Here is a 23755-nt window from a genome sequence, read left to right on the forward strand (position 1 = left end):
CATAATTATGAAAGAAAAACTTAACCTACTATCCCAGCAAATTGACGGCCAGTTATATGACGATAAGTTATGGCGATCAATCTTTGCAACCGATGCTTCCGTTTACCGCGAAATGCCTTTGGCAGTTTGTTATCCAAAAAGCGAAAACGATTTAAAGAAGCTTATAAAATTTGCAAAAACAAATAAAACTTCATTAATCCCAAGAACGGCGGGAACCTCGTTGGCGGGGCAGTGTGTGGGCGATGGGATCGTGGTAGATGTTTCAAAACATTTTACAAAAATCATAAAAATAGATCGGGAAGCGAAAACCGTGACCTTGCAGCCCGGGGTAATTCGTGATGACCTGAATAGGGTTTTAAATGAATTCGGCTTGTTTTTCGGTCCAAATACTTCAACTTCCAATCGATGTATGATTGGCGGAATGGTAGGAAATAATTCCAGCGGAACCACTTCTATTAAATATGGTACAACACGCGAAAAATTAGTTTCTTTAAAAACAATACTAAGCGATGCGAGCGAAGCTGAATTTAAAGATATTTCTACGGAAGAATTTCAGGAAAAATTAAAGCTCAAAAGTCTGGAAGGTGAGATTTATCGGAATATTCACAAACACCTATCTTCTGAAGAAAACAAAAAAGAGCTCATTGAAAAATATCCGCCAAAAAGTTTACATAGAAGAAATACCGGGTACGCGATAGATGAATTACTTTATGCTGAAGTTTTTTCTGAAGGATCTACTGAAGCTTTAAATTTATGCAAATTGCTCTGCGGTAGCGAAGGCACCTTAGCCTTCACCACCGAAATCACGTTGAAGCTAGACGATTTGCAACCACCAGAAGCAGCAATGATCGCAGCTCATTTTGATAGTATAGAAAGCTGTATGCAAGCTGTAGTGCCAGTGATGAGGCATTCGCTGTATACCTGCGAAATGATGGATAAGACCATCTTAGATTGTACCAAACAAAACCTAAAATATAAAGAAAACCGGTTTTTTATTGAAGGCGATCCCAAGGCAATTTTAATGCTGGAAATTAGGGCAAATACCGCTCAGGAAGTCCAGGAACAAAGTCAGCGTGTGTTAGAAACCCTAAAAGCTTCCAATTTAAGTTATGCTTTTCCGGTTTTAATGGGCGAACAAATTGAACTGGCAATGGAATTGAGAAAGGCCGGTCTCGGACTTTTGGGTAATATTATTGGTGATAAAAAAGCTGTGGCCTGTATTGAAGATACTGCGGTAGCAATTCCATATTTAGCCGATTATATTGCTGAATTTGCCGAAATTATGAAAAGCTACGGCCAGGATGCTGTCTATTACGCCCACGCCGGTGCCGGGGAAATTCATTTACGACCTATTTTGAATTTAAAGAAATCTGAAGATGTAAAGCTCTTTAGAAGTATTACCACCGATGTTGCTAAATTGGTGAAAAAATACAACGGTTCTTTAAGCGGTGAGCACGGAGATGGTAGGGTAAGGGCCGAGTTTATTGAAATGATGATCGGTCCCAAAAATTACCAGATCCTTAAAGATATTAAATTCACTTTTGATCCCGACAATATTTTTAATCCCGGCAAAATCACCGATACCGCACCAATGGATACTTCCCTTCGGTATGAAGTAGATAGAAAAGAACCCGAGATTTCTACCTTAATGGATTTTTCAGAATCTGAAGGAATTTTAAAACTTTCTGAAAAATGTAACGGTAGCGGCGATTGTAGAAAATCGGCTGAAGCCGGTGGTACCATGTGCCCAAGTTATCGCGCTACTAAAGATGAAAAAGATACCACACGTGCACGAGCCAATACTCTTCGCGAATTTTTAACCAATTCAGATAAAAGCAATAGGTTTAACCATGAAGAAATAAAGGAAGCTTTCGATCTTTGTATTAGTTGTAAAGGTTGTAAAAGTGAATGTCCCTCTAGTGTTGACGTTGCAGCTTTAAAAGCAGAATTTCAGTATCAATATCAAAGAGAAAACGGAAAAAGTTTACGCAGTAAAGCTTTCGCCAATAACGGTAAAATGAATAGCCTGGCTTCAAAAACTCACGGGATTGCTAATTTTTTCTTTAAAAATTCGTTTACTTCCAGCATCGTTAAAAAGGTGATGGGTGTAGCACCAGAAAGGAATTTACCTATTTTGGCAAAGCGAACCCTGGCTAATTATTATAAGCAGAATAAGAAGCGTTTTCAACTTGAAAATCCTCTCAAAACGGTATATTTCTTTAATGATGAGTTCACGAATTTCCTCGATTCAGAAATAGGAATTGATGCGTTAGAATTATTGCATAAACTTAATTACCGAATAGAATTTATAAAGCACGAAGAAAGCGGTAGAAGTCATATTTCTAAAGGTTTCCTGGAAGAAGCAAAGATTTTTGCGAATAAAAACATAACTATTTTTAAAGATTTAATTTCTGAAGAAAGGTCTTTAATCGGGCTGGAACCATCTGCTATTTTAACTTTCCGAGATGAATATTTGCGCTTAGCCGAAAATAAAACCGATGCTGAAAACCTGGCGAAAAATTCTTTTATCATTGAAGAGTTTTTGAAAAAGGAAATCGCACTCGGTAATATAAATCCGGAACAATTTACTTCAGAAGAAAAAACTATTAAAATTCACGGGCATTGTCATCAAAAAGCACTTTCAAATACGGCCGTGACTTTTGATGTTTTAAACCTTCCGAAGAACTTTAAAGTGAGTATTATTCCTTCGGGTTGCTGTGGCATGGCCGGCTCTTTTGGTTATGAAAAAGAACATTATGAAGTAAGTATGAATATTGGTGAACAAACTTTGTTCCCCGCAGTTAGAAAAGCGTCTAAAGAGACAGTGATTTCAGCCAATGGAACGAGTTGCCGCCACCAAATTTTTGATGGTACACAACGGGAAGCCAAACATCCTGTGAGTATTTTACGGGAAGCTTTGGTTTAAATTAAGAGGTTGCCCGTGCGCGATTGTATTTGTTTCGGTATTGCACCGGGGAAATTCCGGTTATTTTCTTAAAGGTGTTGCGAAATGCTTTTTCATCAGAATAACCGACTTCAAACATTACTTCTCCCACATTTTCACGGGAAGTTTCCAGGCTGCGTTTGGCGGCTTCCACTTTTACCCGTTGTGTGTACTGGCTTATCGTGTTATCGGTTGCTTTTTTAAATCGGCGTTCCAGACTTCGCCGGCTTAGGGCGAAACGCTTGGCTAAATCGTCTACATTAAATTTTTCTGAAAAATGGTTTTCAATATATTCCTGAACTTTTTTTACAGTTGGGTCTTCGTGATTTTTCTGGCCTTCAAAAATCCTAAAAGCAGATTGCTCGGCTTTATCCATATCTATCATAAAAGCTTTGGAAGTAAGAATAGCCATTTCGCGACCGGCATATTTTTCAACTAAATACAGAAGTAAATTTAAATAGGAATAGGCACCTCCACTGGTGTAAATCCCAGAATCTTCAGTCAAAATTTTATCGGCCACCAGGTTGGCTTTGGGGTAGCGGTTTTTAAAATCTTCAGCGTGTATCCAATGAGTTGAACATTGTTTTCCATCTAAAAGTCCGGTTTCTGCCAAAAAAAATGCTGCAACACATAAACTAGCAATTTCAGTTCCATCCTTATAATGCTTTTTCAGCCAGGGTATAAAATCTCTATTCCGCTTAAGCGCAATTTCTGGTTGATCATGAATGGCCGGGATAATAATGAGATCGGTTTTAGTAATATCAGCAATCATTTTTTCCGGTTTAACTGAAAAAAGTCCGTTGGTTTGCTCGGTAGGATTCGAAATTCCCACCAGTTCTACTTCAAAGAGTGGTTTCTTACCACGTTCAGCTAAAAAGCCGTTCACCTGATTGAAAATTTGATGCGCACCAACAATATTTACCAAACTGGTATGGCCCCTTGGAATTAGTATGGAAATATGTTTTTTCATCTGTCTTTCTATTATATCTAAAACGAATTTATTATTGATTTATTCTGAAAATCAAGGAACTAATTTATTAACTCTAAAACTTGTTTGTCGCATACTCCCCTAAATTTTGGCGTATTTCCCCCAGATGTTTTTACTAAAAACTCCGTAATTTTATGATAACCAATAAATTAATGTAAAATGTTTAAGTATTCAGCAGTTTTTAGCGGCTTTTCGGTAAACGATTTAGAAAAGGCAGAGGAATTTTATAAAAATGTACTGGGATTTTCAGTTATAAATAATCCTATGGGACTTATTGAATTGGAAATTCCTGGTAATAATAACATACTTATATATCCAAAACCAGAGCACCAACCGGCAGATTTTACTGTCTTGAATATTCCGGTAGAAAATATAGATGAAGCTGTGAATCACCTAACAAAAATAGGGGTGAAGTTTGAAAGATATGAAGGGGAAATTGAAACCGATAAAAAGGGGATATGCAGAAGCGATGGAAAAGAACCAAATCTTGCATGGTTTAAAGACCGGGCGGGAAATATTATATCAATTTTAGAAGAGAAAAGTTAAGTAAGCATTCAAATTTCAAACCTATGAGGTTTATAAAAAATGAAAAGTATGACAGAAAAGGAAAAATTTATCCAGGAGCTTAATGAGGCGTTTGCAAAAGGAGATGTTCCATTTGTTTTAGATTGTATGGCCGATGATATTGTTTGGGAAATGATTGGAGGAAAAACCAGCAATGGTAAAGAAGAAATTGAGAAGGAAATGGCAGCTATGAAGGATATTGAGATGCTGGAAATGACGATGGATAAAGTGATTACTCATGGAAAAACAGCCGCCGCAAATGGACATTTCAGAATGAAGCATAACGGCGAAGAAAAAGCTTATGGGTTTTGCGACCTCTATGAATTCAACGGATTTAAAAAAGCGAAGATTAAGAAGATGACTTCGTATGTAATCCTTTTGAAGAAGAAATAATTTCAAAAAGCTTTCATCACTCTGAACTTGTTTCAGGGCCTCTTGAAGTATTATAATCAAAACATACAATCAATTAAATTAAGAAACAATGGCAACACTAAATCCTTATTTAAATTTTAACGGCAAAACCGAAGAAGCTTTTAACTTTTACAAATCGGTTTTTGGAGGTGATTTTTCACACTTGATGCGCTTTAAAGATATGCCACCGAGCGAAGAAGGACCAGATAAATTGCCGAAGGAATATGAAAATTATATTTTGCACGTTTCCCTGCCCATTGGAGACAGCGATTTAATGGGATCTGACTGTATTGAAGAATTTGGGCAAAAAGCCATTTTTGGTAGCAGTAATTATGTTTCTGTAACTCCAAAAAGCGAAGAAGAAACCCGCCATATATTCAAAGAACTTTCTGCCGGTGGTGAAATTGAAATGCCCCTGGAAGAAATGTTCTGGGGTGATCTTTTCGCGAGTTTTTCAGATAAATTTGGGATAAAATGGATGCTGAATTATCCAATCGAGAAATAAATTTTAAATCTGCCAGATCTGGCAAATTTTAGAATACAGAATCAATAGAAACAAAAAATAAAATCCAATAATGAAAAATTCAATTTTAGGTATTGCTTTGTTTTTAATAGCAAGTATGCCGCTTACCGCTCAGCTAAATACGAACAACAAGGAATTTTTGTTCAATTATTTTGAAGAAACAACGGAGCATTTGAAAAATAAAATTTCCGGACTTTCAGAAAAGCAAATGCATTTTAAACCTTCCGAAGATCAATGGTCTATTAGCCAATGTATCGAACACATTATTTTAACGGAAAAAATGCTGTTTGAAATGGCCAAAAGCGAACTGGAAAAACCTAAAAATCCGGAAAGAAAAGGGGAGGTGAAATTTAAAGACGAAGATTTAATTGAAGGAATAAAAGACAGAAGTAAGAAGGCCCAGGCTACTGATGAATTAACGGGCGAGGGAAAATATAACAGCCCTCAAGAAGCTATGGTAGATTTTAAAAAACAACGGCAATTGGTACTGGATTTTATAGAGCATATCCAATTAGAAACTTTCAGAAATCATATTAGCGATTCTCCTTTTGGCGCAGTAGATGCTTATCAATCTATGCTGTTTATTGCCGGGCACACCGCAAGACATACGCTTCAGATTGAGGAGATAAAAGCTTCGGAAGAATTTCCTGAATAAACCTGACTCTTAGCTTCTTAACTATAATTTAACCTTAGATCCTGTAACTTATCAATAGAACTGTTACTAATAAAAAACATTAAAGAAGTTTGAACAGAAACGCTTAACCAAAAAATAAAATAAAGATGGTTAGAGTATTTAAAACCAATATTACAGAGACCGAGTTGGCCAATGAATTTATCAATTCTATTCACTTAAACTTTAGTAATTATATAGCGAATTTTGATCTTGAAGATTGCGATAATATTCTACGAATTGAATCTTTTAGCAATGATATTTGCAAGGATTCTATTATAAATTTAATTGCTGAAAAAGGTTTCTATGCTGAAGAATTGCCCGACTAATTTTTATTTTATCACTGTAATAGCTGCGAGAATGTGTTTTTCAGGTTGTTTTTTGAGCTGATGGTAATAAGTGAGATTCCATTTCTTATTTTCGTATTCAAGAGCACTTAAATTTTCAACCCAATCGCCAGAATTCAAATACAGGCAGGTTCCTTTTTTATTGGTTTTTCTTATAATTTTAGGCTGGTGAATATGGCCACAAATCACATATTTATAGCCATTTTCGATAGCAAGATCTGAAACGGTTTTTTCGAATCCTGCAATAAATTTCCCGGCATTTTTTACGCTGTCTTTAATTTTTTTGGATAGCGAATATTTCTTTTTGCCCATTTTCACTAGAATAAAGTTCAACAAGCGGTTAATCAGGATCAATAAATCGTAACCCCAACCGCCAAGTTTGGCGATCCATTTTGCTTTGTGAATTCCAACATCAAAAACATCACCGTGAAAAAACCAGGCTTTTTTACCATCTAACTCCAAAACTAACTTATCGGTAATTTGCAAATCGCCAATTTGTGTGTCGCTAAATTTTCTTAGAAACTCGTCGTGATTCCCGGTGATATAAATAACCTCGGTTCCGTTGGTGCTAAAATCAATGATCTTTTTAATAACTTCAAGGTGGGATTTTGGGAAATAACTTTTCCTAAACTGCCAGATATCTATAAAATCTCCGTTAAGCACCAGTTTTTTAGGCTGAATACTTTCCAGGTAATCCATAAGTTCTGTAGCGTGGGCGCCAAAGGTTCCAAGGTGCACATCTGAAATCACGACTATTTCGGGCTTTCTCTTACTTGACAAATGCTTGATTTTCTTTTGTTTACAAAGAACAGGAATTAAAGAATTTAAAACCTTTAATCTGCTTTATTGAATATTTATCAAATCATTAAATTGTCGGCAATTTGTTAACGTAATATTAAATCAACTTACATTTTCAAATATTGACTGAAAAAATTACATTTGTTCAAAATCACTAAAATGGCAGGAAATTCCTTCGGAAAATTATTTAAACTCACCACTTTTGGAGAATCCCACGGGCAGGCCATTGGAGGAATTATAGACGGCTGTCCCGCCGGAATTCAGCTTGATCTGGAAAAGATTCAGGCTGAACTCAATCGCAGAAAACCCGGTCAGTCGGCTATTGTTACTCAAAGAAAAGAACCCGATACCGTAGAATTTTATTCGGGAATTTTTGAAGAAAAAACTACCGGAACTCCTATTGGTTTTGTGATTAAAAATGCAAATCAGAAATCTAAAGATTATTCGCATATAAAAGATTCGTATCGTCCCAGTCACGCCGATTATACTTACGATGAAAAATATGGCGTACGTGATTACCGTGGTGGCGGAAGATCTTCTGCCCGGGAAACTGCCTGCAGGGTAGTGGCCGGCGCTGTGGCGAAACAATTTTTAAAAGATATTCAGTTTAATGCTTATACGGCTTCAGTTGGAAAAATAGAACTCGATAAGAATATCAAAGAACTTGATTTCAGTCTTATTGAAACCAATGCAGTACGTTGCCCAGATCCTGCTTCCGCAGAAAAAATGGAAGATTACATTAAGCAAATTAGAAAAGAAGGAGATACCGTTGGTGGAACCGTACAATGTGTGATTAAAAATATGCCGAAAGGCCTGGGAGAACCGGTTTTTGATAAACTTCACGCCGATTTGGGTAAAGCCATGCTTTCCATAAACGCGGTAAAAGGTTTTGAATACGGCAGCGGATTTGAAGGTACTAAAATGAAAGGAAGTGAACATAACGACCTTTTTAATAATGATGGATCCACAAAAACCAATTTAAGCGGTGGAATACAGGGCGGAATTTCTAACGGAATGGATATTTATTTTAATGTAGCTTTTAAACCTGTGGCTACAATTATGCAAAAACAAGAAACCATAAATAAACAAGGCGAAAATGTAGAAATGCAAGGAAAAGGAAGACACGATCCTTGTGTTGTTCCAAGAGCAGTGCCTATTGTTGAAGCAATGGCCGCATTGGTAATCGCCGATTATTTTCTTCAGAATAAAAGTTCAAAAATTTAATTGATTTAAATCCTGAAATTTACTTAGCATGAAAAAACTTGCACTGCACTGGCAGATTTTACTCGGAATGGCTGCCGGGGTGATTTTTGCCCTAATTCTTACCAATTTTAGCTGGGGATCTGAGTTTATTGGAGATTGGATAAAACCCTTTGGGAATATTTTTATCAACGCCCTAAAACTTATTGCAGTGCCGCTTATTTTGGCGTCTTTAGTAAAAGGAATTTCAGATCTAAAAGATATCTCAAAGCTTTCAAAAATGGGAGCGCGTACCATTGGGATCTATATTTTCACCACTATTGTGGCCGTAACTATAGGTCTTGGAATGGTTAACCTTATCAAACCGGGGAACGCTATTACCGCAGAAACTCAACAAGATCTTATTACAAGTTATGAGGGCGATGCATCGGGGATTAAAGCCAATGCCGATAAACAGAGAGAATCTGGCCCTTTACAGGCTTTAGAAGATATTGTTCCTGAAAACATTTTTGCTGCGGCGGGTGATAATGCCAATATGCTGCAGGTGATTTTCTTCGCTATTTTCTTTGGAATCGGACTTATTCTTATTCCTGAAAAAGCCGCAAAACCGGTTAAAGATTTTTTTGATGGCTTTAATGAAGTCATTCTTAAAATGATAGATCTTATTATGCTCGCCGCACCTTATGGTGTATTTGCCCTTCTAGCTGCACTGGTGGTAGAATCACCGAGTACAGACCTCTTTGCCGCGCTTGCAATGTATGGGGTAACTGTTTTAATTGGTTTGGCATTAATGATAGGGTTCTATATTCTATTAGTATGGATTGTAACAAAAAACAAACCTTCTTTCTTTGTAAACGGGATTGCCCCTGCACAATTACTGGCTTTTTCAACAAGTTCCAGTGCCGCAACTTTACCGGTAACAATGGAAAGGGTAGAAGAGCATATGGGCGTAAGCAGGGAAGTATCCAGCTTTGTGTTGCCTATTGGAGCTACAATTAATATGGATGGAACAAGCCTTTACCAGGCCGTTGCCGCAGTTTTTATCGCACAGGCTTTTGGTATGGATCTTAGTCTTGGGGCTCAACTTGGGATTATAGCTACGGCTACTTTAGCCTCTATAGGCTCAGCTGCTGTACCCGGAGCAGGAATGGTGATGTTGGTAATTGTACTTGCACAGGCCGGTATTCCTGAAGCGGGATTAGCACTAATATTTGCAGTAGACAGGCCTCTTGATATGTGTAGAACTATGGTAAATGTTACCGGTGATGCTGCCGTGGCTTTAATGGTAGCAAAATCTGTAGATAAAATGGGACCACCCAATGTTAAGGAATGGGATGACGATTATCACCCAGATAGTGATGCAGAAGAAAATCAAACTGAAATAGAGAAAAAAGAGAAAGCTTAATCCAGGAATTTTGATTTTAATTCAGGGGTAGGAATCATACAACTTTCTTTTTTGCCATACCATTTGTAGCGGTTATTGGCCACAAAATTATATATACCATCCCGTAAACTTTCGGGAATAAACAGGAGATTTTTTAAGAAGGAATAACCATTGGAAAGTTCTCGTGAAATTTCCAGGGCAGCGGTAGATTTTCTATAATAAGCAACTCCCGGATCAATAAGGATTATAGAATCTAATTCTTCAGGATCCATACCACGTTCTGCTACCAGTTTTTTTCCTATTTCACTTTGTAATGAGGCAAATCGAAATACATCATTTTTATCGTGTTTAATGATAAAAGTGACTGCACCGTTGCAAAGATTGCAAACGCCATCAAAAAGGACGATTTTCTTATCTTTTGGAATTTCCATAGTTATTTCTTTTTCATTGCCTGCACCAGTTCCAGTTTTTCCACGTCAACTTGCGTGGTGAACATTCCGTAGTTGATTATTGCTTTTCCTTTTTCAATTTTATCTAAAGTTCCTACAGATCGGCTATCTTCTAACCGCACTCTATCTCCAATTTTAGGCGGAATTTTAGGTTTATTGGCTTCCTGGCGTTCTTTTTCAGAAACTTTTGCTTTTTCTTCCTTCTTCTTTTTCCTAATTACAGAAAACTCTTTTTTAACTTCCTGCTGAACTTTTTTCTCTTTTTCTTTCTGAATTTTTCGCTCCTTCGCCGATTCCTTTTTTCGCTTGGAATTTTCTATTTCAACAAACTTCAGAAATTCGCCAATAAGCTCTTTCTTCTTTTTATTTTCAAAATACTTTTCACTTAGCTCATTCACTTTTTGCCCCATATAAATGAGTCGCTGGTTGCTATCGTATAATTCCTGGTAGCTTTCCAGTTTCTGCTGAATCCTGTTATTTGTTTCTTCAAGTTTATCTTTTTCTATGGCCGCTTTCTGTTCTTTGGTCTTCAGGGAATCGGTGGTTTTTTGAAGTTTAGAACGTTCTTGCTGAAGCTTGGCGATACTGCGGTCAAACCTTATTTTTCCTTTTTCAACTTTCTTTCGGGAGCGATTTATTAAACTATAAGGAATACCATTTTTTTGAGCAACTTCAAAAGTAAACGAACTTCCGGCTTCCCCAACCTGCAATTTATAGATTGGCTCCAGGCTACTGGAGTCAAAAAGCATATTTGCATTGCTCATATTGGGCACCTCGTTGGCCAGCTTTTTTAAATTTGCGTAATGGGTGGTCAAAATCCCAAAAGATTCTTTTTCGTAAAATACTTCTAGGAAAGTTTCAGCTAAGGCGCCGCCAAGTTCGGGATCACTTCCGGTTCCAAATTCATCGATTAGGAAGAGTGTTCTATCGTCACATTTCCGAAGAAAATAATTCATATTCTTCAGTCGGTAACTATAGGTACTCAAATGATTTTCTATAGACTGATTATCCCCAATATCGGTTAATATTTTTTCGAATAAACACATTCGGCTATACTCGTGAACCGGCACTAAAATTCCGCTTTGCAGCATTACCTGCAATAAACCCACGGTTTTTAAAGTGATACTTTTTCCGCCGGCATTAGGACCTGAGATCACAATAATCCTGTTGTCTTTTGCGAGTTCAATACTTTGCGGATAGGTTTTATCACCTTTTTTCTTATTGCTTAAATAGAGTAGTGGGTGATAGGCATCTTTTAATTGAAGCTCCCGCTCTTTGGTGATCTTTGGCAGTAAACCATTGGTCATTTCAGCATATTTGGCTTTCGCTGCAATAACATCTATCTCACAAAGCAAATCCTGATAATCTATTAAAAGTGGCTTAAACGGTCTTATTTTATTGGTGAGTTCCTTTAAAATGCGCTTTATTTCTTCTTTTTCTTCGTATTCAAGATTATTGAGTTCGCGAGTATACTGGTAAGTTGCTTCTGGCTGAATATAAACAATGCTGCCGGTTTTTGAATTTCCTAAAATGCCCCCTTTAACTTTACGGCGGTGCATTGCGGTTACCGCTAAAACCCTAACATTTTCTACCACACTTTCTCGAATTTCATCTAAATATCCATAAGAATGATAAGTGGTAAGTGCTTTAGCAAAACTGGAGTTAATTTGACCTTTTACCTGATTTATAGACCGCCTAATTTGTTGTAAATGCGGTGTGGCATCGTCTTTTAATTCGCCAAATTTGTTGATCACCGCGCCAATACTATCTACAATTTCGGTGGTGTATTCTACCTCTGCAGTGGTTTCAAACAAACTAGGGTAATGTTCCTGGAATTTTCTAAAAAACTTAATGTGGGTATTTACGGTTTCTGAAAGGCTATAAATCTTTCTGAAACTTCCAATTTCAAGGATAGAATCTTCAATCTCCAACGTGCGTAATTCATTTTTAATTGAATCGAAGCCGTGATTTGGAATTCGGCTTTCGCGCGTTTTTGAACTTACATACTCATTGGTTTGATGAAGTCCGAACAGTGTTTTTTTACCCGTTTTATAAGGTTGAAGTTTTAAAGCTTTCTCCTTTCCCGGTCCTGTAATGCATAAATCTGAAATTTGCTGGCAAACTACAGGAAATTCGAGGTCTATAAGGCTCTTTGGTGCAATTTTAATCATAAATAAATTTCCCTACTTTTGAGGTTCTGCAAATTTACTCAATTAAAATGAAGGTAGATATACACCCCAGCTGGAAAAAAGAACTCGCCGAAGAATTTGAAAAGGATTACTTTAAAAACCTGGCAGAATTTGTAAAAAACGAATATACCGAAAACACTTGCTACCCAAAAGGCAAAGATATTTTTTCGGCATTTGAGCACGCTACTTTTCCCAACACCAAAATTGTTATTTTGGGTCAGGATCCATATCACGGGCCGGGGCAGGCCAACGGACTCTGTTTTTCGGTAAATGATGGAATTAAAACTCCGCCATCGCTTCAAAATATCTTTAGAGAAATTAAAGAAGATTTGGGGAGACCGGTGCCAGATTCCGGAAATTTAGAACGCTGGGCAAACCAGGGAGTTTTGTTGCTGAATGCTACTTTAACGGTTAGAGCACACCAGGCAGGATCGCACCAGAAGAAAGGATGGGAACGGTTTACCGATAGGGTGATAGAGATTATTTCTGCTGAAAAAGAAAATGTAGTTTTCTTACTTTGGGGCGGTTATGCCAAAAAGAAAGGAGCCAAAATTGACTCCTCTAAACATCTTATTTTAACCAGCGGGCATCCTTCACCATTAAGCGCAAACCGAGGTTACTGGTTCGGAAATAAGCATTTTAGCAAAGCAAATGCCTATTTAAAAGAAAACGGTAAAGAGCCGATAGATTGGTAAGCCTAAAATCGGAATCCAAGATTTACGTTAAACTGGCCCACAATTGTTGGAGAATTTTCACTCAATAAATTTCTACCAATTCCGGCACCCAGGTCTAGGAAAAATCCACCGGTAGAGACAAATTTACCACCAACTCCAAAACCAAGGGCAAAATCGGTGTAATTTTCATCTTCGTAATAACCATAACCATCTGGGCCAACCACATAATTATCGTCATATTCACCGCTGGAAAGCATTCCAAAGCCGTGAACATAAAATCCGCGGGCGTAACGGTCTCCAAAGAAATATTTGTATTTCCCAGTTAGTGATAAATCTTTATAAAAAGCGTCTGCCACGTCCTCACTGTCTTTATCTAAGGCCTGAATAAAAGCTTCTACTGCCCAACTGGAATTCGGGTCTATAATACGCTCGTATGTGATATCTAAAGCACCAAATGCTACAAGATTAAGCGCTCCAATGCTTAATTCATTTTGAGTGATATCTCTTTTATCGGGTTCGGTAGTTTGGGTCTTTTGCGAGTCTTGCGCGAAAGTAACTGAAGAAATTAGTAATAAAAATAGCAATGATAATTTTTTCATAAAAGTAGAAATTGATGACTAATGATTGATGATTAATTGGCCTACAAATTATGAATAAATTCGGATGATCGTTGTTTTTTCGAAATTAAATTAAGCTCTAATAATTTATCCTGCACCTTTTCTACCTCGTTTTCAGTTATTTGCTCCTGACTCCAGTGTGTAATATTCAACCATTTTTCAATATCTTCCAGGCGCTGATCGTAGTTCTCCGATAACTTTTCGGCAATTTTAGGAAGATTTTTAAATCGTTGGGTTTCCCTGTTTAAGATTTCCAGCATTGTTTTAAGTCGGTCCGGTTCATTTTTTAAACTTTCATTTCTGGCAGCAATCACAAAACAAGGCCACGGGGTAGGGCAGTCGGCAAGTCTTCTAAAGGTATGATTATCTACCAAAGGTTTGGTGGTAAAATGTTCCCACATAAAGTACTGGGCTTTATCATTTTTTAAAGCTTCTACCGCGCCATCCAGATCTTTTACTATTTCAAACTCGAGCTCTTCGGTATTCCAGGTGTGATTTTGGGCATTTACATACGCCATAAGATGTGAGCCGCTGCCTTTTCGGCTAATTGCGGCCTTAGTATTTTTAAGTTCTTCAACCGATTTATATTTAGATGCGGCCGCTACATGAATTCCCCAAACTAAAGGAGAACCTATGTAAGTTTGAATAATTTTACTTTCATTTCCAGAAATTATATCTTTTAAAATGCCTTCGGTTAAAATTACTGCGGCATCAATCTCTCCAGCTCGCAAAGCTTTATTCATAGCACCGGTGCCCCCTGGAAAATCTTTCCATATTACATTAATGCCACGTGCTTCAAAAAGTTTTTCTTCTATACATAAGTGCCACGGAAGGTTAAAATGTTCTGGTACACCGCCTACTTTTATAGTCTTCATTTGGTATGTTTTTCTTTTAAATAATTATAAATTTCATATTGTGAACGCACTGGTTTTTCGGTTTCCTTTCGGTCTACATATACGTTCTTTTCGTCGGCATCCTGGATTCTTGCTTTTACATTATCGTTTAGCTGAATTTCAAGGATTTCTTTGAATTCCTGTGCTACATCTTTATCCAGAATAGGGGAGAGCACTTCTATGCGTCGGGAAAGATTACGCGTCATCCAGTCGGCACTACCGTAATAGATCTTTTCATCACCACCGTTTTCAAAAATATAGATGCGACCATGTTCTAAATACCTATCTACAATACTGGTAATATAAATATTTTCACTTAAACCTTTAACTCCGGGAATTAGGCAGGTAAAACCACGAACCAGCAGTCTTATTTCTACGCCGGCATTGTTGGCTTTGTAAAGCAACTCGATTATTTCGGGATCTTCAAGACTATTCATTTTGGCTGTTATCTTCGCTTTTTTACCTTCCCGGGCGTAATCAATTTCGTTGTAGATAAGTTTTATAAATTCCTGCCTTGTAGAAAACGGTGAGATTAATAGGTTTTTTTCCCGCGGAATAATCAATTCTCCTTCCAGTACTTTGAATAATCGTGATAATTCTTTGGCGATTTGTTTATTTGAAGTGAAAATAGCGTGATCACAATAAATCTTTGAGGTTTCGCTATTAAAGTTACCGGTGCCTATATAGGAATAATTCACCAGGTCTTCGCCCTCCATACGCTGCACGAGCATAATTTTGGAATGTACTTTAATCTTGGGATAAGAATAAATTACATTGGCGCCTTTTTTCTCAAATTTTCGGCCCCAAATAATATTGTTTTCTTCATCAAACCTGGCCTTGGCTTCTACAAACACGGTAACCTGTTTTCCGTTTTCCAAAGCTTTTAAAAGGAGGCTGGTTAACCTTGATTCATCTGCAACGCGATATAAAGAGATTTTTATAGCGGTTACATTTTTGTCGTTTACCGCTTGTTCCAGGAAATTTTCCACATATGCAAAAGACATATAAGGAAAATGCACGGCCTGGTCTTTTTCTGAAATGGTATCAAAATAATTACTGGATTTTGATAACTCTTTATGTTCTATTTCTGGAAACTTTTTATACTGAAGTTCTGGATTATTTGTAGGATCGGGGAAGGAAAAGAAATCGTTAAAATTGTGGTATTTTCCTCCGGGCATCATATCAATCTTACCCAGCTTCAGGAGTTTTCTAATTTTCTTATGAAGAAAATTGGGCATCTCTGCGTCGTATAATAGTCGGGTAGGCTGTCCATCGGTTCTTTGAGCGAGCGAATCGTATATTTTTTCAGCTAAAACCCCTTCATAAATATCTTCAATATAAAGCTCAGCATCGCGTGAAAGCTTAATTTCATAAACTCCTTCAATATTTTGATCTTTAAATATAGAACTCACCTGGCTTCTTACAATTTCATCCAAATAAGTTATAGAATTATCTTCACCATCGCCTCTCAGGTTAACAAATCTGCCACAAACAGCTACCGGGATATTTACAATTCCGAGTTTTTCTTTATTGGTGAAGCTAACTACGAAATACAATTCAGCATTTTTAAGGAAAAGCTCATTTTTTTCTTCAAGATCTATTGTTTCCGGCTTAATATGAGGTTTTACTTTTTCCTGAAAATAGTGAGCGGCAAATTCTTTTTGTGCCTTATTAAAATGTTGAGCATCTATAAGAAGAATACCATTTTTAGCAAGTTCAGGTAAAATTTGTTTCTGGTAAATCTCGCCAAATTTGTGTTGCTGCCGTTTTACTTCTTCAAGGATTTCTTTTGTAGTTTTGGTAGGTTTTAAGGCGAGTTTTTTACGAATGCTTTTCTCCACACGTTTCATTTGGCGAAGCTGTGCAACCCTTACCCTAAAGTATTCATCTAAATTAGAAGAGAAAATAGCTAAAAAACGAATCCGCTCGTAAAGCGGATTGATCTTATCTTCTGCCTCCTGTAAGACTCTTGCGTTAAAACTCAGCCAGTTAAGGTCTCGATGCCTTAATGGAATTTCTTGTGGTTCCTGCATTATTGATTAGTGGTTTAACCAAAAATACAAATAAGGGCAGAGGTTTGCTTTTAATTTTCTGTTAAATGCGCGCTAAGAAAGATTTGAAGCTCTCAAATAAGTAGCCAAAAGTTTACTCGATAATCGAGATTCCAATACTGCGAGGCTTGCTTCGAATCAAAAAATTTTTCTCGTAAAATGCCTCATGAGATTGGGCCGAAGTAGTTTACTTTGCCAATTGTTCTAAACTATATTGAATAAGTTCATCTACGGTGTTTTTGGGATTTTTAGAAAACGTTCCCGCGGCACGATTGGCAATTATTGCATTCATAGAAATCGCGTTATGTCCCAACAATTTGGATAAGCCATAAATTGCTGAAGTTTCCATTTCAAGATTGGTTATCTTTTTATTGTTGAATGCAAATGAAGCCAGTTTATCGTTCATTTTATTATCCTGAAGCGCTATGCGCAAAATCCTTCCCTGGGGACCGTAAAAACCAATATTAGTAGCGGTTAGCCCTTTATACACTTTGGGAGACTCCATACGGAAAATAAGGTTTTCACTACCATTTACCACATAAGGTGCAGCTTTCTTTTTAAACCAATTTAAATGTTCACTAAAAGCTTCGGCAAATTCTGCATTTTGAATATGCTCGCTCTCGTAAAAATGTAAAAGTCCGTCAAAGCCAATGGCGCTTTCACTAATTAAGAATGAATCTACGGGAATTTCTTTTTGAATAGAACCTGAAGTTCCAATTCTAATAATATCTAAACTGGTAATTTCTTCTTTAACTTCCCTGGTTTCAAAATCTATATTTACAAGAGCATCAAGTTCGTTAAGTACAATATCAATATTATCGGGACCAATTCCCGTAGACATTACACTAATGCGTTTTCCTTTATAATAGCCTGTTTGAGTGTAAAATTCCCGCTTTTTTATCTTGAATTCAACTTTATCAAAATGTCTTGTAATTCTCTCAACCCTATCGGGATCACCTACTAAAATTACCGTGTTTGCGAGATGTTTTGGCAATAAATTTAAATGGTAAACACTACCATCACTATTTTGTATAAATTCTGAAGCTTCTATTGGCATATTACAATTTTAAAACTTTATGGGATTCGGAATCATAGAGAAAATCAAAAATTCGAGCACCTCCCAAATATTCTTCGTTCTTAAGTTCCTGGTAAAAATTTTTCTTTTGGTTTAAAGCATCCTGACCTTTTGAGGTTAATACCACACGATTATCCTCCAGCGTGTAGAAAATAGATAATTTATTGAGTACCCTTTCCATTTGAGAATCGCTATAACCGTAATATCCCTGGTACTGCAGCGCATAACCCAACAATTGGTTAATAGAGGTGATTTGCTGATTTTCTACAAGTTTAAGTATATTTCGTTCCAGCGAATTGATACCGGTTTTACTATTGGGAAAACGTTCTATATGAGCCCTTATGCAACTGGAAAGATATTCAAAATTGGAAGTTTTCTTTATCTGTTTTTTCAGTTTCATGGGGTCATTGCTGCAGTAGAGTTCCCAAACTAGTGTAGCGATTTCAAGGTCTTCTTCCTTTAATTCAATTTTATGTTTAAAATGGTTAATTAGATGTTTTTCTGACAGGCTGGAAAGCGGCAAAAATTCATCTTCCCCTTTAAGTCGTTTACTGCATACAAGGTAAAAAGGAACTTTGGGCTGGTGTTCCCTGTAAAAACTTATGGCTGCCAGCATATTTATATGGCAAAAAAGATCGAATTCAAACCAGAGTACTACGTGATCGTAATCTTTGGCTTTTTTTAATTTTTTAAGTTGGGAAACAAATCGCTCTTTATATTCTTCAGAAGAAATATCGTAAGCTTCTTCCAGGAATTTTTCTCGTTTTTTAATGAATTCTAATGAACCCACTTCTTTAACGCATGGTCCTTCACACAACAGTTCCCGCCAAACAATAATTTGCCCGGAAACCTCCAGTTGTTCAACCTGTTCGGTTAAACTATCACCGTTTACAATATGCAGGGCTTTACTTTTCATAGAAAAAATTTAAAAGTAGGCAAAACTACCCACCTACCCGTTTTACATTATAACCATCTTTTCTAAGCAGTTCCATAATCTTCTCACGATCGTCTCCCTGGATAATAATTTCACCATCTTTAGCCGAGCCGCCCACACCACATTTTTTCTTGAGTTTCTTTCCAAGAATAACTAAATCATCATTATTTCCCTGGAAACCTTTAATAATAGTTACGGTTTTACCACCGCGACCCTTACTGCTAAAATGTGCTTCCAGTTGTTGATCTTCGGGGGATAATGTTTCCTCGGTTTCAATGTTTTCATTACCTTCAAAATCATCATTTGTAGAAAAAACAAAACCGCCCAAATCTTCTAGCCCGAGTTTTTTCTTTGCCATAACTTACTTTTTTAGGAGTCCGATTTCTACCAGACGCTGATGTAGAAAATCACCGGCGGTAATATCTTCGTATTGTTTTGGGTTTTCTTCATCTATACATTCCTCAAGACAATCAAGTCGCATTTCACTTCTTGGGTGCATAAAGAAAGGTATGGAATATCGTGGTTTGCTCCATTGTTCTTTGGGTGGATTTATCACACGGTGAATTGTAGAGCGCAATTTATTATTGGTATGTCTTTCTAACATATCGCCAACATTAATTACCAACTCGTCTTCCTGAGGTACAGCATCAATCCATTCGCCATCTTTTCTCAAAACCTGCAAACCACCGGTAGAAGCACCCATGAGTAAAGTAATAAGGTTTATATCTCCGTGAGCTCCGGCTCTTACAGCACCTTTAGGTTCTTCGGTAATAGGAGGGTAGTGGATAGGCCTTAAAATACTATTTCCGTTGCTGGCCCAATGGTCAAAATAATGTTCCTCGAGCCCTATATATAAAGCTAATGCACGCAGCACATAAATTCCGGTTTTTTCCAGCATTCGGTAAGCTTCCATTCCTACCTTATTAAAATCCTTAAGTTCAGAAACCTGTACATTTTCGGGGTATTTTTCAGTAAGATTTGCATCTTCAGCTGGTTCCTGCCCAAAATGCCAGAACTCTTTAAGATCACCTTCTTTTTTACCTTTTGCGTGTTCTTTTCCGAAGGAAATATAGCCCCGCTGGCCGGCAAGACCTTCTATTTCATATTTTTTCTTTACTTCTAAAGGAAGTGCAAAAAAACTTTTTACCTCTTTATAGAGATTTTCTTCCAGTTCATTATCAAGAAAATGATTCTTTAAAGCTACAAAACCAATATCCTCGTAAGCTTTGCCAATCTCTTCAACAAATTTTTGTTTTCTGTTTGGATCTTCTGAAAGAAAATCGGCAAGATCTACGCTGGGTATATTATTCATCGCCATAATATGCTTAGTTTTTTGAGAATTTAACACACAAAGTTAAATAAAATTACGGGAGCTAACGAGGCTTTTTAAATTTCTTAGCATTTATATTTTTGGTTACATTTGGTAAACAAACACATACTATGCAACCAAATTCTTCCCAGCAACCTGCTATAAAATTTGAAACAAAAAACCTTGCTTCAGCGCAATTATTAGATTTGTATGCAGCGCTGTTAAAGCCCCGTTTAATTGAAGAAAAAATGCTCATTTTGCTTAGACAGGGTAAAATTTCTAAATGGTTTAGCGGAATTGGACAGGAAGCAATTTCTATAGGCGTTACAAAATCCCTAAACGCCGATGAGTATATTTTACCAATGCACCGTAATTTAGGAGTATTTACTTCTAGAAATGTACCTTTAAACCGACTTTTCTCCCAATGGCAGGGAAAACAAAACGGATTTACTAAGGGGCGGGATCGCAGTTTTCACTTTGGCACCCAGGAATATAAAATTGTTGGAATGATCTCGCATTTGGGTCCGCAGCTTGGCGTGGCCGATGGGATTGCTTTAGCCCATAAATTGAAAAAAGAAAATAAGGTGACTGCAGTTTTTACCGGGGAAGGCGGTACCAGTGAAGGCGATTTTCACGAAGCCCTTAATATTGCTTCTGTTTGGGATTTACCGGTTTTGTTTTGTATAGAAAACAATGGCTACGGACTTTCAACCCCAACGAATGAACAATATCGCTGTAAAGATTTAGCCGATCGTGCAAAAGGTTACGGAATGGAATCTCATATTATTGACGGAAATAATATAATTGACGTTTATTCTAAAGTTGCTGAAGTTGCTGAAAGTATTAGACAAAATCCCCGACCGGTTTTACTGGAGTTTAAAACTTTTAGAATGCGCGGCCACGAGGAAGCCAGTGGCACAAAATACGTTCCAGAGGATTTAATGAATTTCTGGCAGCAAAAAGATCCCGTGGAGAATTTTAGAAGTTTCCTGGTAAAAGAAAATATTCTTTCTGAAGAGCAGGATGCACACTTTAAAAATGAAATTAAAGCTGAGATAGACAAGCATTTAAAAGAAGCTAATGAAGAACCCGCTTCAGCATATAATGCACCTAATGAATTAAATGATGTTTACCAGGATTTTTTGTACCAGGAGATTAAACCTGAAGCAGAGACAGAATATATAAGATTTATAGACGCTATTGCCCAGGCTGTGAAACAATCTATGCACAGGCATAATTCCCTGGTTTTAATGGGACAGGATATTGCAGAATACGGGGGAGTATTTAAAATTACCGAAGGACTTTTGGAAGAATTTGGCAAAGAAAGAGTTAGAAATACACCCATTTGTGAATCGGCCATTGTGGAAACCGCAATGGGACTATCCATAAATGGCTTGCAGGCTATGGTAGAAATGCAGTTTGGGGATTTTGTGAGTTCAGGCTTTAATCCCATTGTAAATTACATGGCAAAAAGCAATTACCGCTGGAACCAAAATGCCGATGTGGTTATAAGAATGCCTTGTGGGGCCGGGGTGGGTGCAGGACCTTTTCATAGCCAAACAAACGAAGCCTGGTTTACTAAAGTTCCGGGTTTAAAAGTTGTTTACCCTGCGTTTCCATATGATGCTAAAGGTTTGCTGAATACCGCTTTTAATGACCCAAATCCCGTGTTGTTTTTTGAACATAAAGCACTTTACCGAAGCATTCGGCAGGAAGTTCCTGTAGATTATTACACCTTGCCATTTGGAAAAGCTTCAGTTTTAAAAGAAGGAGAAAGACTTAGCATTATAACCTATGGGGCTGCTGTTCACTGGGCTTTAGATGCTTTAGAGGAGGCAGAATTAGAAAACATAGAGTTGATAGATCTTCGCAGCTTGCAACCTTTAGATAAAGAGACCATAATTAATTCGGTTAAAAAAACGGGGAAAGTACTTGTGCTCACCGAAGATTCACTTTTTGGAAGTTTAGCCTCAGAGATTTCAGCAATTATTTCAGAAGAATGTTTTGAATTTCTGGACGCTCCGGTAATGCGACTTGGTAGTGGGGAAACTCCAATTCCATTTGCAGCAGCTCTCGAAGAAGGTTATCTTCCGAAGAAAAAACTAAAGGAAAAATTACAGGAATTAATAGACTATTAATAATATGAAGCTTTAAAATTTCATTTTTTAAGATTCCTTAACAGTTCTGCTGTTAAAATATTAATAATCTTTTGTCTCCGTTCTACACCTGCCGTAATTTAGTTTACAACTAATCAAAAAATCTAAAATTATGATACGTTTAATCGTTATTTTCCTAATCATTGCTTTGGTAGCAGCCATTTTTGGTTTTGGTGGAATCGCTGAGGGTTTTGCAGACATTGCTAAAATAATCTTCTACATTTTCCTTGTACTATTAGTAATTTCTTTAGTGAGTAGATTATTCAGAAGATAAAATAAATAATTTAAAAGAATAAAATCCAATGTATTGCGCCAGGTAATAATCGGCAAGCATTGGATTTTTATGTATAACCCAAACAACTAACTATGAAAAAAATATTTATTCTTGGCTTTGTAGCCGTACTATTGGCAGCTTGCGGGCCCAGCAAAACAGCAAAAGAAGCCAGAAAAACCTTTAATGGAAACTGGACACTAACCAGTGTGACTTACCCCAACAGTTCTGGGGAGTTTGATGTTACTCTATTAAACGACGCCAATGCATCCTGTTTTGAAAACAGCACCTGGAATTTTGTTTCTAATAACAACCGTGGAGCATATAATGTGCAGGGAACCAATTGCAGTGGAGGACAGCGTTATTTCATCTGGTCTATAGATGAAGAAAATACTCCAGAAGGAATTTTCGATTTTTTATTGAAACCAACCGATGAAGATTATAACTCAACAACAGGGAACCAGGGTTTCCGAATGAATTTAAGATCCCTTTCAGAAACACAAATGGTTTGGGAACAATCTGTAATGCTTGAAGGTTCTCCATTTGTAATAAGAATGAATTTTTCTAAACTTTAATTAAATTAATTTACTATGAAGACTACTATAAACAGAATGTTTGTCATTCTTTTTGCTGCCACACTTCTATTTAGCTGTGAAGCCACTAAGAATGCGAATAATAAACAAAAAGGAGCTGTAATTGGTTCTACTGGTGGCGCCGTTATTGGCGGAGTTATCGGAAATAATACCGGTGATGGTAATACCGCGCTAGGCGCTATAATTGGTGGAGTTGTAGGTGGTACAGCCGGTGCTATTATTGGTAACCGTATGGATAAACAAGCTAAACAAATTGAAGAAGAAATTCCAGGAGCTGAAGTTGAAAGAGTTGGGGAAGGTATAAATGTTACTTTTGATGAAAGTAGCGGTGTATATTTTGATACCGAAAAATATAATATTAACTCTAAATCTCAAGCTACTTTAAATAAACTGGCCGATATCTTTAAAGAATATCCAGATTCTAATATTCTTGTAGAAGGGCACACCGATAATACCGGTAGTGAAACTTATAACCTTACCCTTTCTAAAAACAGGGCGCAAGCCGTAACTAATTATTTAACAAGCCAGGGCCTTAGTAGTGGTAGGTTTGATACGAAATGGTACGGGGAAGCCCAGCCAAAATATGATAATGAAACCGCCGAAGGCCGTGCAAAAAACCGTAGGGTAGAGTTAGCCATTGTTGCAAATGATGAATTAAAAGAAGAAGCTAAAAAACAGGCTGAACAAAATAATTAGAGTAGAGCCTATCAAACAA

General features: G+C 37.1%; 24 protein-coding genes. 13 read left to right on the forward strand and 11 right to left on the reverse strand.

All coding sequences use genetic code 11. The features are described from left to right. Positions 1-7 precede the first annotated feature (7 nt). Positions 8-2926 carry an FAD-binding and (Fe-S)-binding domain-containing protein gene (locus B5488_RS04055; protein ID WP_079734100.1) on the forward strand — a complete coding sequence of 973 codons (2919 nt, stop codon included), beginning with the start codon at positions 8-10 and terminating at the stop codon, positions 2924-2926. 1 nt (position 2927) lies between these two features. On the opposite strand, the gene B5488_RS04060 is transcribed toward B5488_RS04055, so the two are convergent. Continuing rightward, the gene (locus tag B5488_RS04060; RefSeq protein ID WP_079734101.1) at positions 2928-3914 is read right to left on the reverse strand and encodes a GlxA family transcriptional regulator; all 987 of its coding nucleotides are present in this window, start codon (positions 3912-3914) and stop codon (positions 2928-2930) included. A gap of 177 nt (positions 3915-4091) precedes the next feature. On the opposite strand from B5488_RS04060, the gene B5488_RS04065 reads away from it, so the two are divergent. From B5488_RS04065 to B5488_RS04085, 5 genes are all read left to right on the forward strand, one after another. After that, complete coding sequence (locus B5488_RS04065) at positions 4092-4478, forward strand: VOC family protein (protein WP_079734102.1); 387 nt, start codon at positions 4092-4094, stop codon at positions 4476-4478. Positions 4479-4526: 48 nt separating this feature from the next. Further along, entirely contained in the window at positions 4527-4889 is a 363-nt protein-coding gene (locus B5488_RS04070) for a nuclear transport factor 2 family protein (RefSeq protein ID WP_170065285.1), read from the forward strand. 88 nt (positions 4890-4977) lie between these two features. Then, on the forward strand, positions 4978-5412 hold the full coding sequence (locus B5488_RS04075) for a VOC family protein (RefSeq protein WP_079734104.1): 435 nt from the start codon (positions 4978-4980) through the stop codon (positions 5410-5412). Positions 5413-5482: 70 nt separating this feature from the next. Further along, entirely contained in the window at positions 5483-6085 is a 603-nt protein-coding gene (locus B5488_RS04080) for a DinB family protein (RefSeq protein ID WP_079734105.1), read from the forward strand. A gap of 125 nt (positions 6086-6210) precedes the next feature. Beyond that, positions 6211-6429, forward strand: a complete 219-nt coding sequence (locus B5488_RS04085; RefSeq protein WP_231919805.1) for a hypothetical protein — start codon at positions 6211-6213, stop codon at positions 6427-6429. A gap of 3 nt (positions 6430-6432) precedes the next feature. On the opposite strand, the gene B5488_RS04090 is transcribed toward B5488_RS04085, so the two are convergent. Further along, positions 6433-7227: a UDP-2,3-diacylglucosamine diphosphatase gene (locus B5488_RS04090; RefSeq protein WP_079734107.1), complete on the reverse strand. Its 795-nt coding sequence runs from the start codon at positions 7225-7227 to the stop codon at positions 6433-6435. Between the two features lie 177 nt (positions 7228-7404). On the opposite strand from B5488_RS04090, the gene aroC reads away from it, so the two are divergent. Both aroC and B5488_RS04100 read left to right on the forward strand, forming a co-directional pair. Further along, positions 7405-8469, forward strand: a complete 1065-nt coding sequence (aroC, locus tag B5488_RS04095) for a chorismate synthase (RefSeq protein WP_079734108.1) — start codon at positions 7405-7407, stop codon at positions 8467-8469. A gap of 28 nt (positions 8470-8497) precedes the next feature. After that, positions 8498-9850, forward strand: coding sequence for a dicarboxylate/amino acid:cation symporter (locus B5488_RS04100; RefSeq protein ID WP_079734109.1), 1353 nt, complete (start codon positions 8498-8500; stop codon positions 9848-9850). Here the strand turns inward: B5488_RS04100 and B5488_RS04105 are convergent. Both B5488_RS04105 and B5488_RS04110 read right to left on the reverse strand, forming a co-directional pair. Beyond that, positions 9847-10260 carry a thiol-disulfide oxidoreductase DCC family protein gene (locus tag B5488_RS04105; protein WP_079734110.1) on the reverse strand — a complete coding sequence of 138 codons (414 nt, stop codon included), beginning with the start codon at positions 10258-10260 and terminating at the stop codon, positions 9847-9849. The genes B5488_RS04100 and B5488_RS04105 overlap by 4 nt on opposite strands. Positions 10261-10262: 2 nt before the next feature. Then, positions 10263-12449, reverse strand: coding sequence for an endonuclease MutS2 (locus B5488_RS04110; protein WP_079734111.1), 2187 nt, complete (start codon positions 12447-12449; stop codon positions 10263-10265). A 47-nt stretch (positions 12450-12496) separates the two neighbouring features. Between B5488_RS04110 and B5488_RS04115 the strand changes: the two genes are divergently transcribed. Continuing rightward, entirely contained in the window at positions 12497-13162 is a 666-nt protein-coding gene (locus B5488_RS04115; RefSeq protein ID WP_079734112.1) for a uracil-DNA glycosylase, read from the forward strand. A gap of 2 nt (positions 13163-13164) precedes the next feature. Here B5488_RS04115 and B5488_RS04120 read toward each other — a convergent pair whose 3' ends face one another. The 7 genes from B5488_RS04120 to B5488_RS04150 form a co-directional block, all read right to left on the reverse strand. Continuing rightward, positions 13165-13740 carry a hypothetical protein gene (locus B5488_RS04120; protein WP_079734113.1) on the reverse strand — a complete coding sequence of 192 codons (576 nt, stop codon included), beginning with the start codon at positions 13738-13740 and terminating at the stop codon, positions 13165-13167. Positions 13741-13781: 41 nt separating this feature from the next. Continuing rightward, positions 13782-14633: a substrate-binding domain-containing protein gene (locus tag B5488_RS04125; RefSeq protein ID WP_079734114.1), complete on the reverse strand. Its 852-nt coding sequence runs from the start codon at positions 14631-14633 to the stop codon at positions 13782-13784. Continuing rightward, on the reverse strand, positions 14630-16684 hold the full coding sequence (gene ppk1 / locus B5488_RS04130; RefSeq protein WP_079734115.1) for a polyphosphate kinase 1: 2055 nt from the start codon (positions 16682-16684) through the stop codon (positions 14630-14632). Before ppk1 ends, B5488_RS04125 begins: the two co-directional genes overlap by 4 nt. Positions 16685-16889: 205 nt before the next feature. Next, positions 16890-17759: a nucleoside phosphorylase gene (locus tag B5488_RS04135; RefSeq protein WP_079734116.1), complete on the reverse strand. Its 870-nt coding sequence runs from the start codon at positions 17757-17759 to the stop codon at positions 16890-16892. 1 nt (position 17760) lies between these two features. After that, positions 17761-18693 (reverse strand): DUF1835 domain-containing protein, encoded by a 933-nt coding sequence (locus tag B5488_RS04140; RefSeq protein ID WP_079734117.1) that lies wholly within the window; start codon positions 18691-18693, stop codon positions 17761-17763. A gap of 25 nt (positions 18694-18718) precedes the next feature. Further along, a complete protein-coding gene (locus tag B5488_RS04145) occupies positions 18719-19069 on the reverse strand; it encodes a translation initiation factor (RefSeq protein ID WP_079734118.1) in 351 nt (116 codons plus the stop codon). A 3-nt stretch (positions 19070-19072) separates the two neighbouring features. After that, positions 19073-20023: an isopenicillin N synthase family dioxygenase gene (locus tag B5488_RS04150; RefSeq protein ID WP_079736523.1), complete on the reverse strand. Its 951-nt coding sequence runs from the start codon at positions 20021-20023 to the stop codon at positions 19073-19075. A gap of 128 nt (positions 20024-20151) precedes the next feature. Between B5488_RS04150 and B5488_RS04155 the strand changes: the two genes are divergently transcribed. The 4 genes from B5488_RS04155 to B5488_RS04170 all read left to right on the forward strand — a co-directional run bounded on the left by B5488_RS04155 (position 20152) and on the right by B5488_RS04170 (position 23736). Continuing rightward, positions 20152-22158 carry an alpha-ketoacid dehydrogenase subunit alpha/beta gene (locus B5488_RS04155; RefSeq protein ID WP_079734119.1) on the forward strand — a complete coding sequence of 669 codons (2007 nt, stop codon included), beginning with the start codon at positions 20152-20154 and terminating at the stop codon, positions 22156-22158. A gap of 130 nt (positions 22159-22288) precedes the next feature. Next, positions 22289-22450 carry a DUF1328 domain-containing protein gene (locus tag B5488_RS04160; RefSeq protein ID WP_070055250.1) on the forward strand — a complete coding sequence of 54 codons (162 nt, stop codon included), beginning with the start codon at positions 22289-22291 and terminating at the stop codon, positions 22448-22450. Between the two features lie 92 nt (positions 22451-22542). After that, positions 22543-23022 carry a lipocalin family protein gene (locus B5488_RS04165; protein WP_079734120.1) on the forward strand — a complete coding sequence of 160 codons (480 nt, stop codon included), beginning with the start codon at positions 22543-22545 and terminating at the stop codon, positions 23020-23022. Between the two features lie 15 nt (positions 23023-23037). After that, positions 23038-23736 carry an OmpA family protein gene (locus tag B5488_RS04170; RefSeq protein ID WP_079734121.1) on the forward strand — a complete coding sequence of 233 codons (699 nt, stop codon included), beginning with the start codon at positions 23038-23040 and terminating at the stop codon, positions 23734-23736. Positions 23737-23755: the final 19 nt, after the last annotated feature.

Origin of the sequence: Salegentibacter salegens, assembly GCF_900142975.1 — a bacterium.
GTDB classification, from domain to species: Bacteria; Bacteroidota; Bacteroidia; order Flavobacteriales; family Flavobacteriaceae; genus Salegentibacter; species Salegentibacter salegens.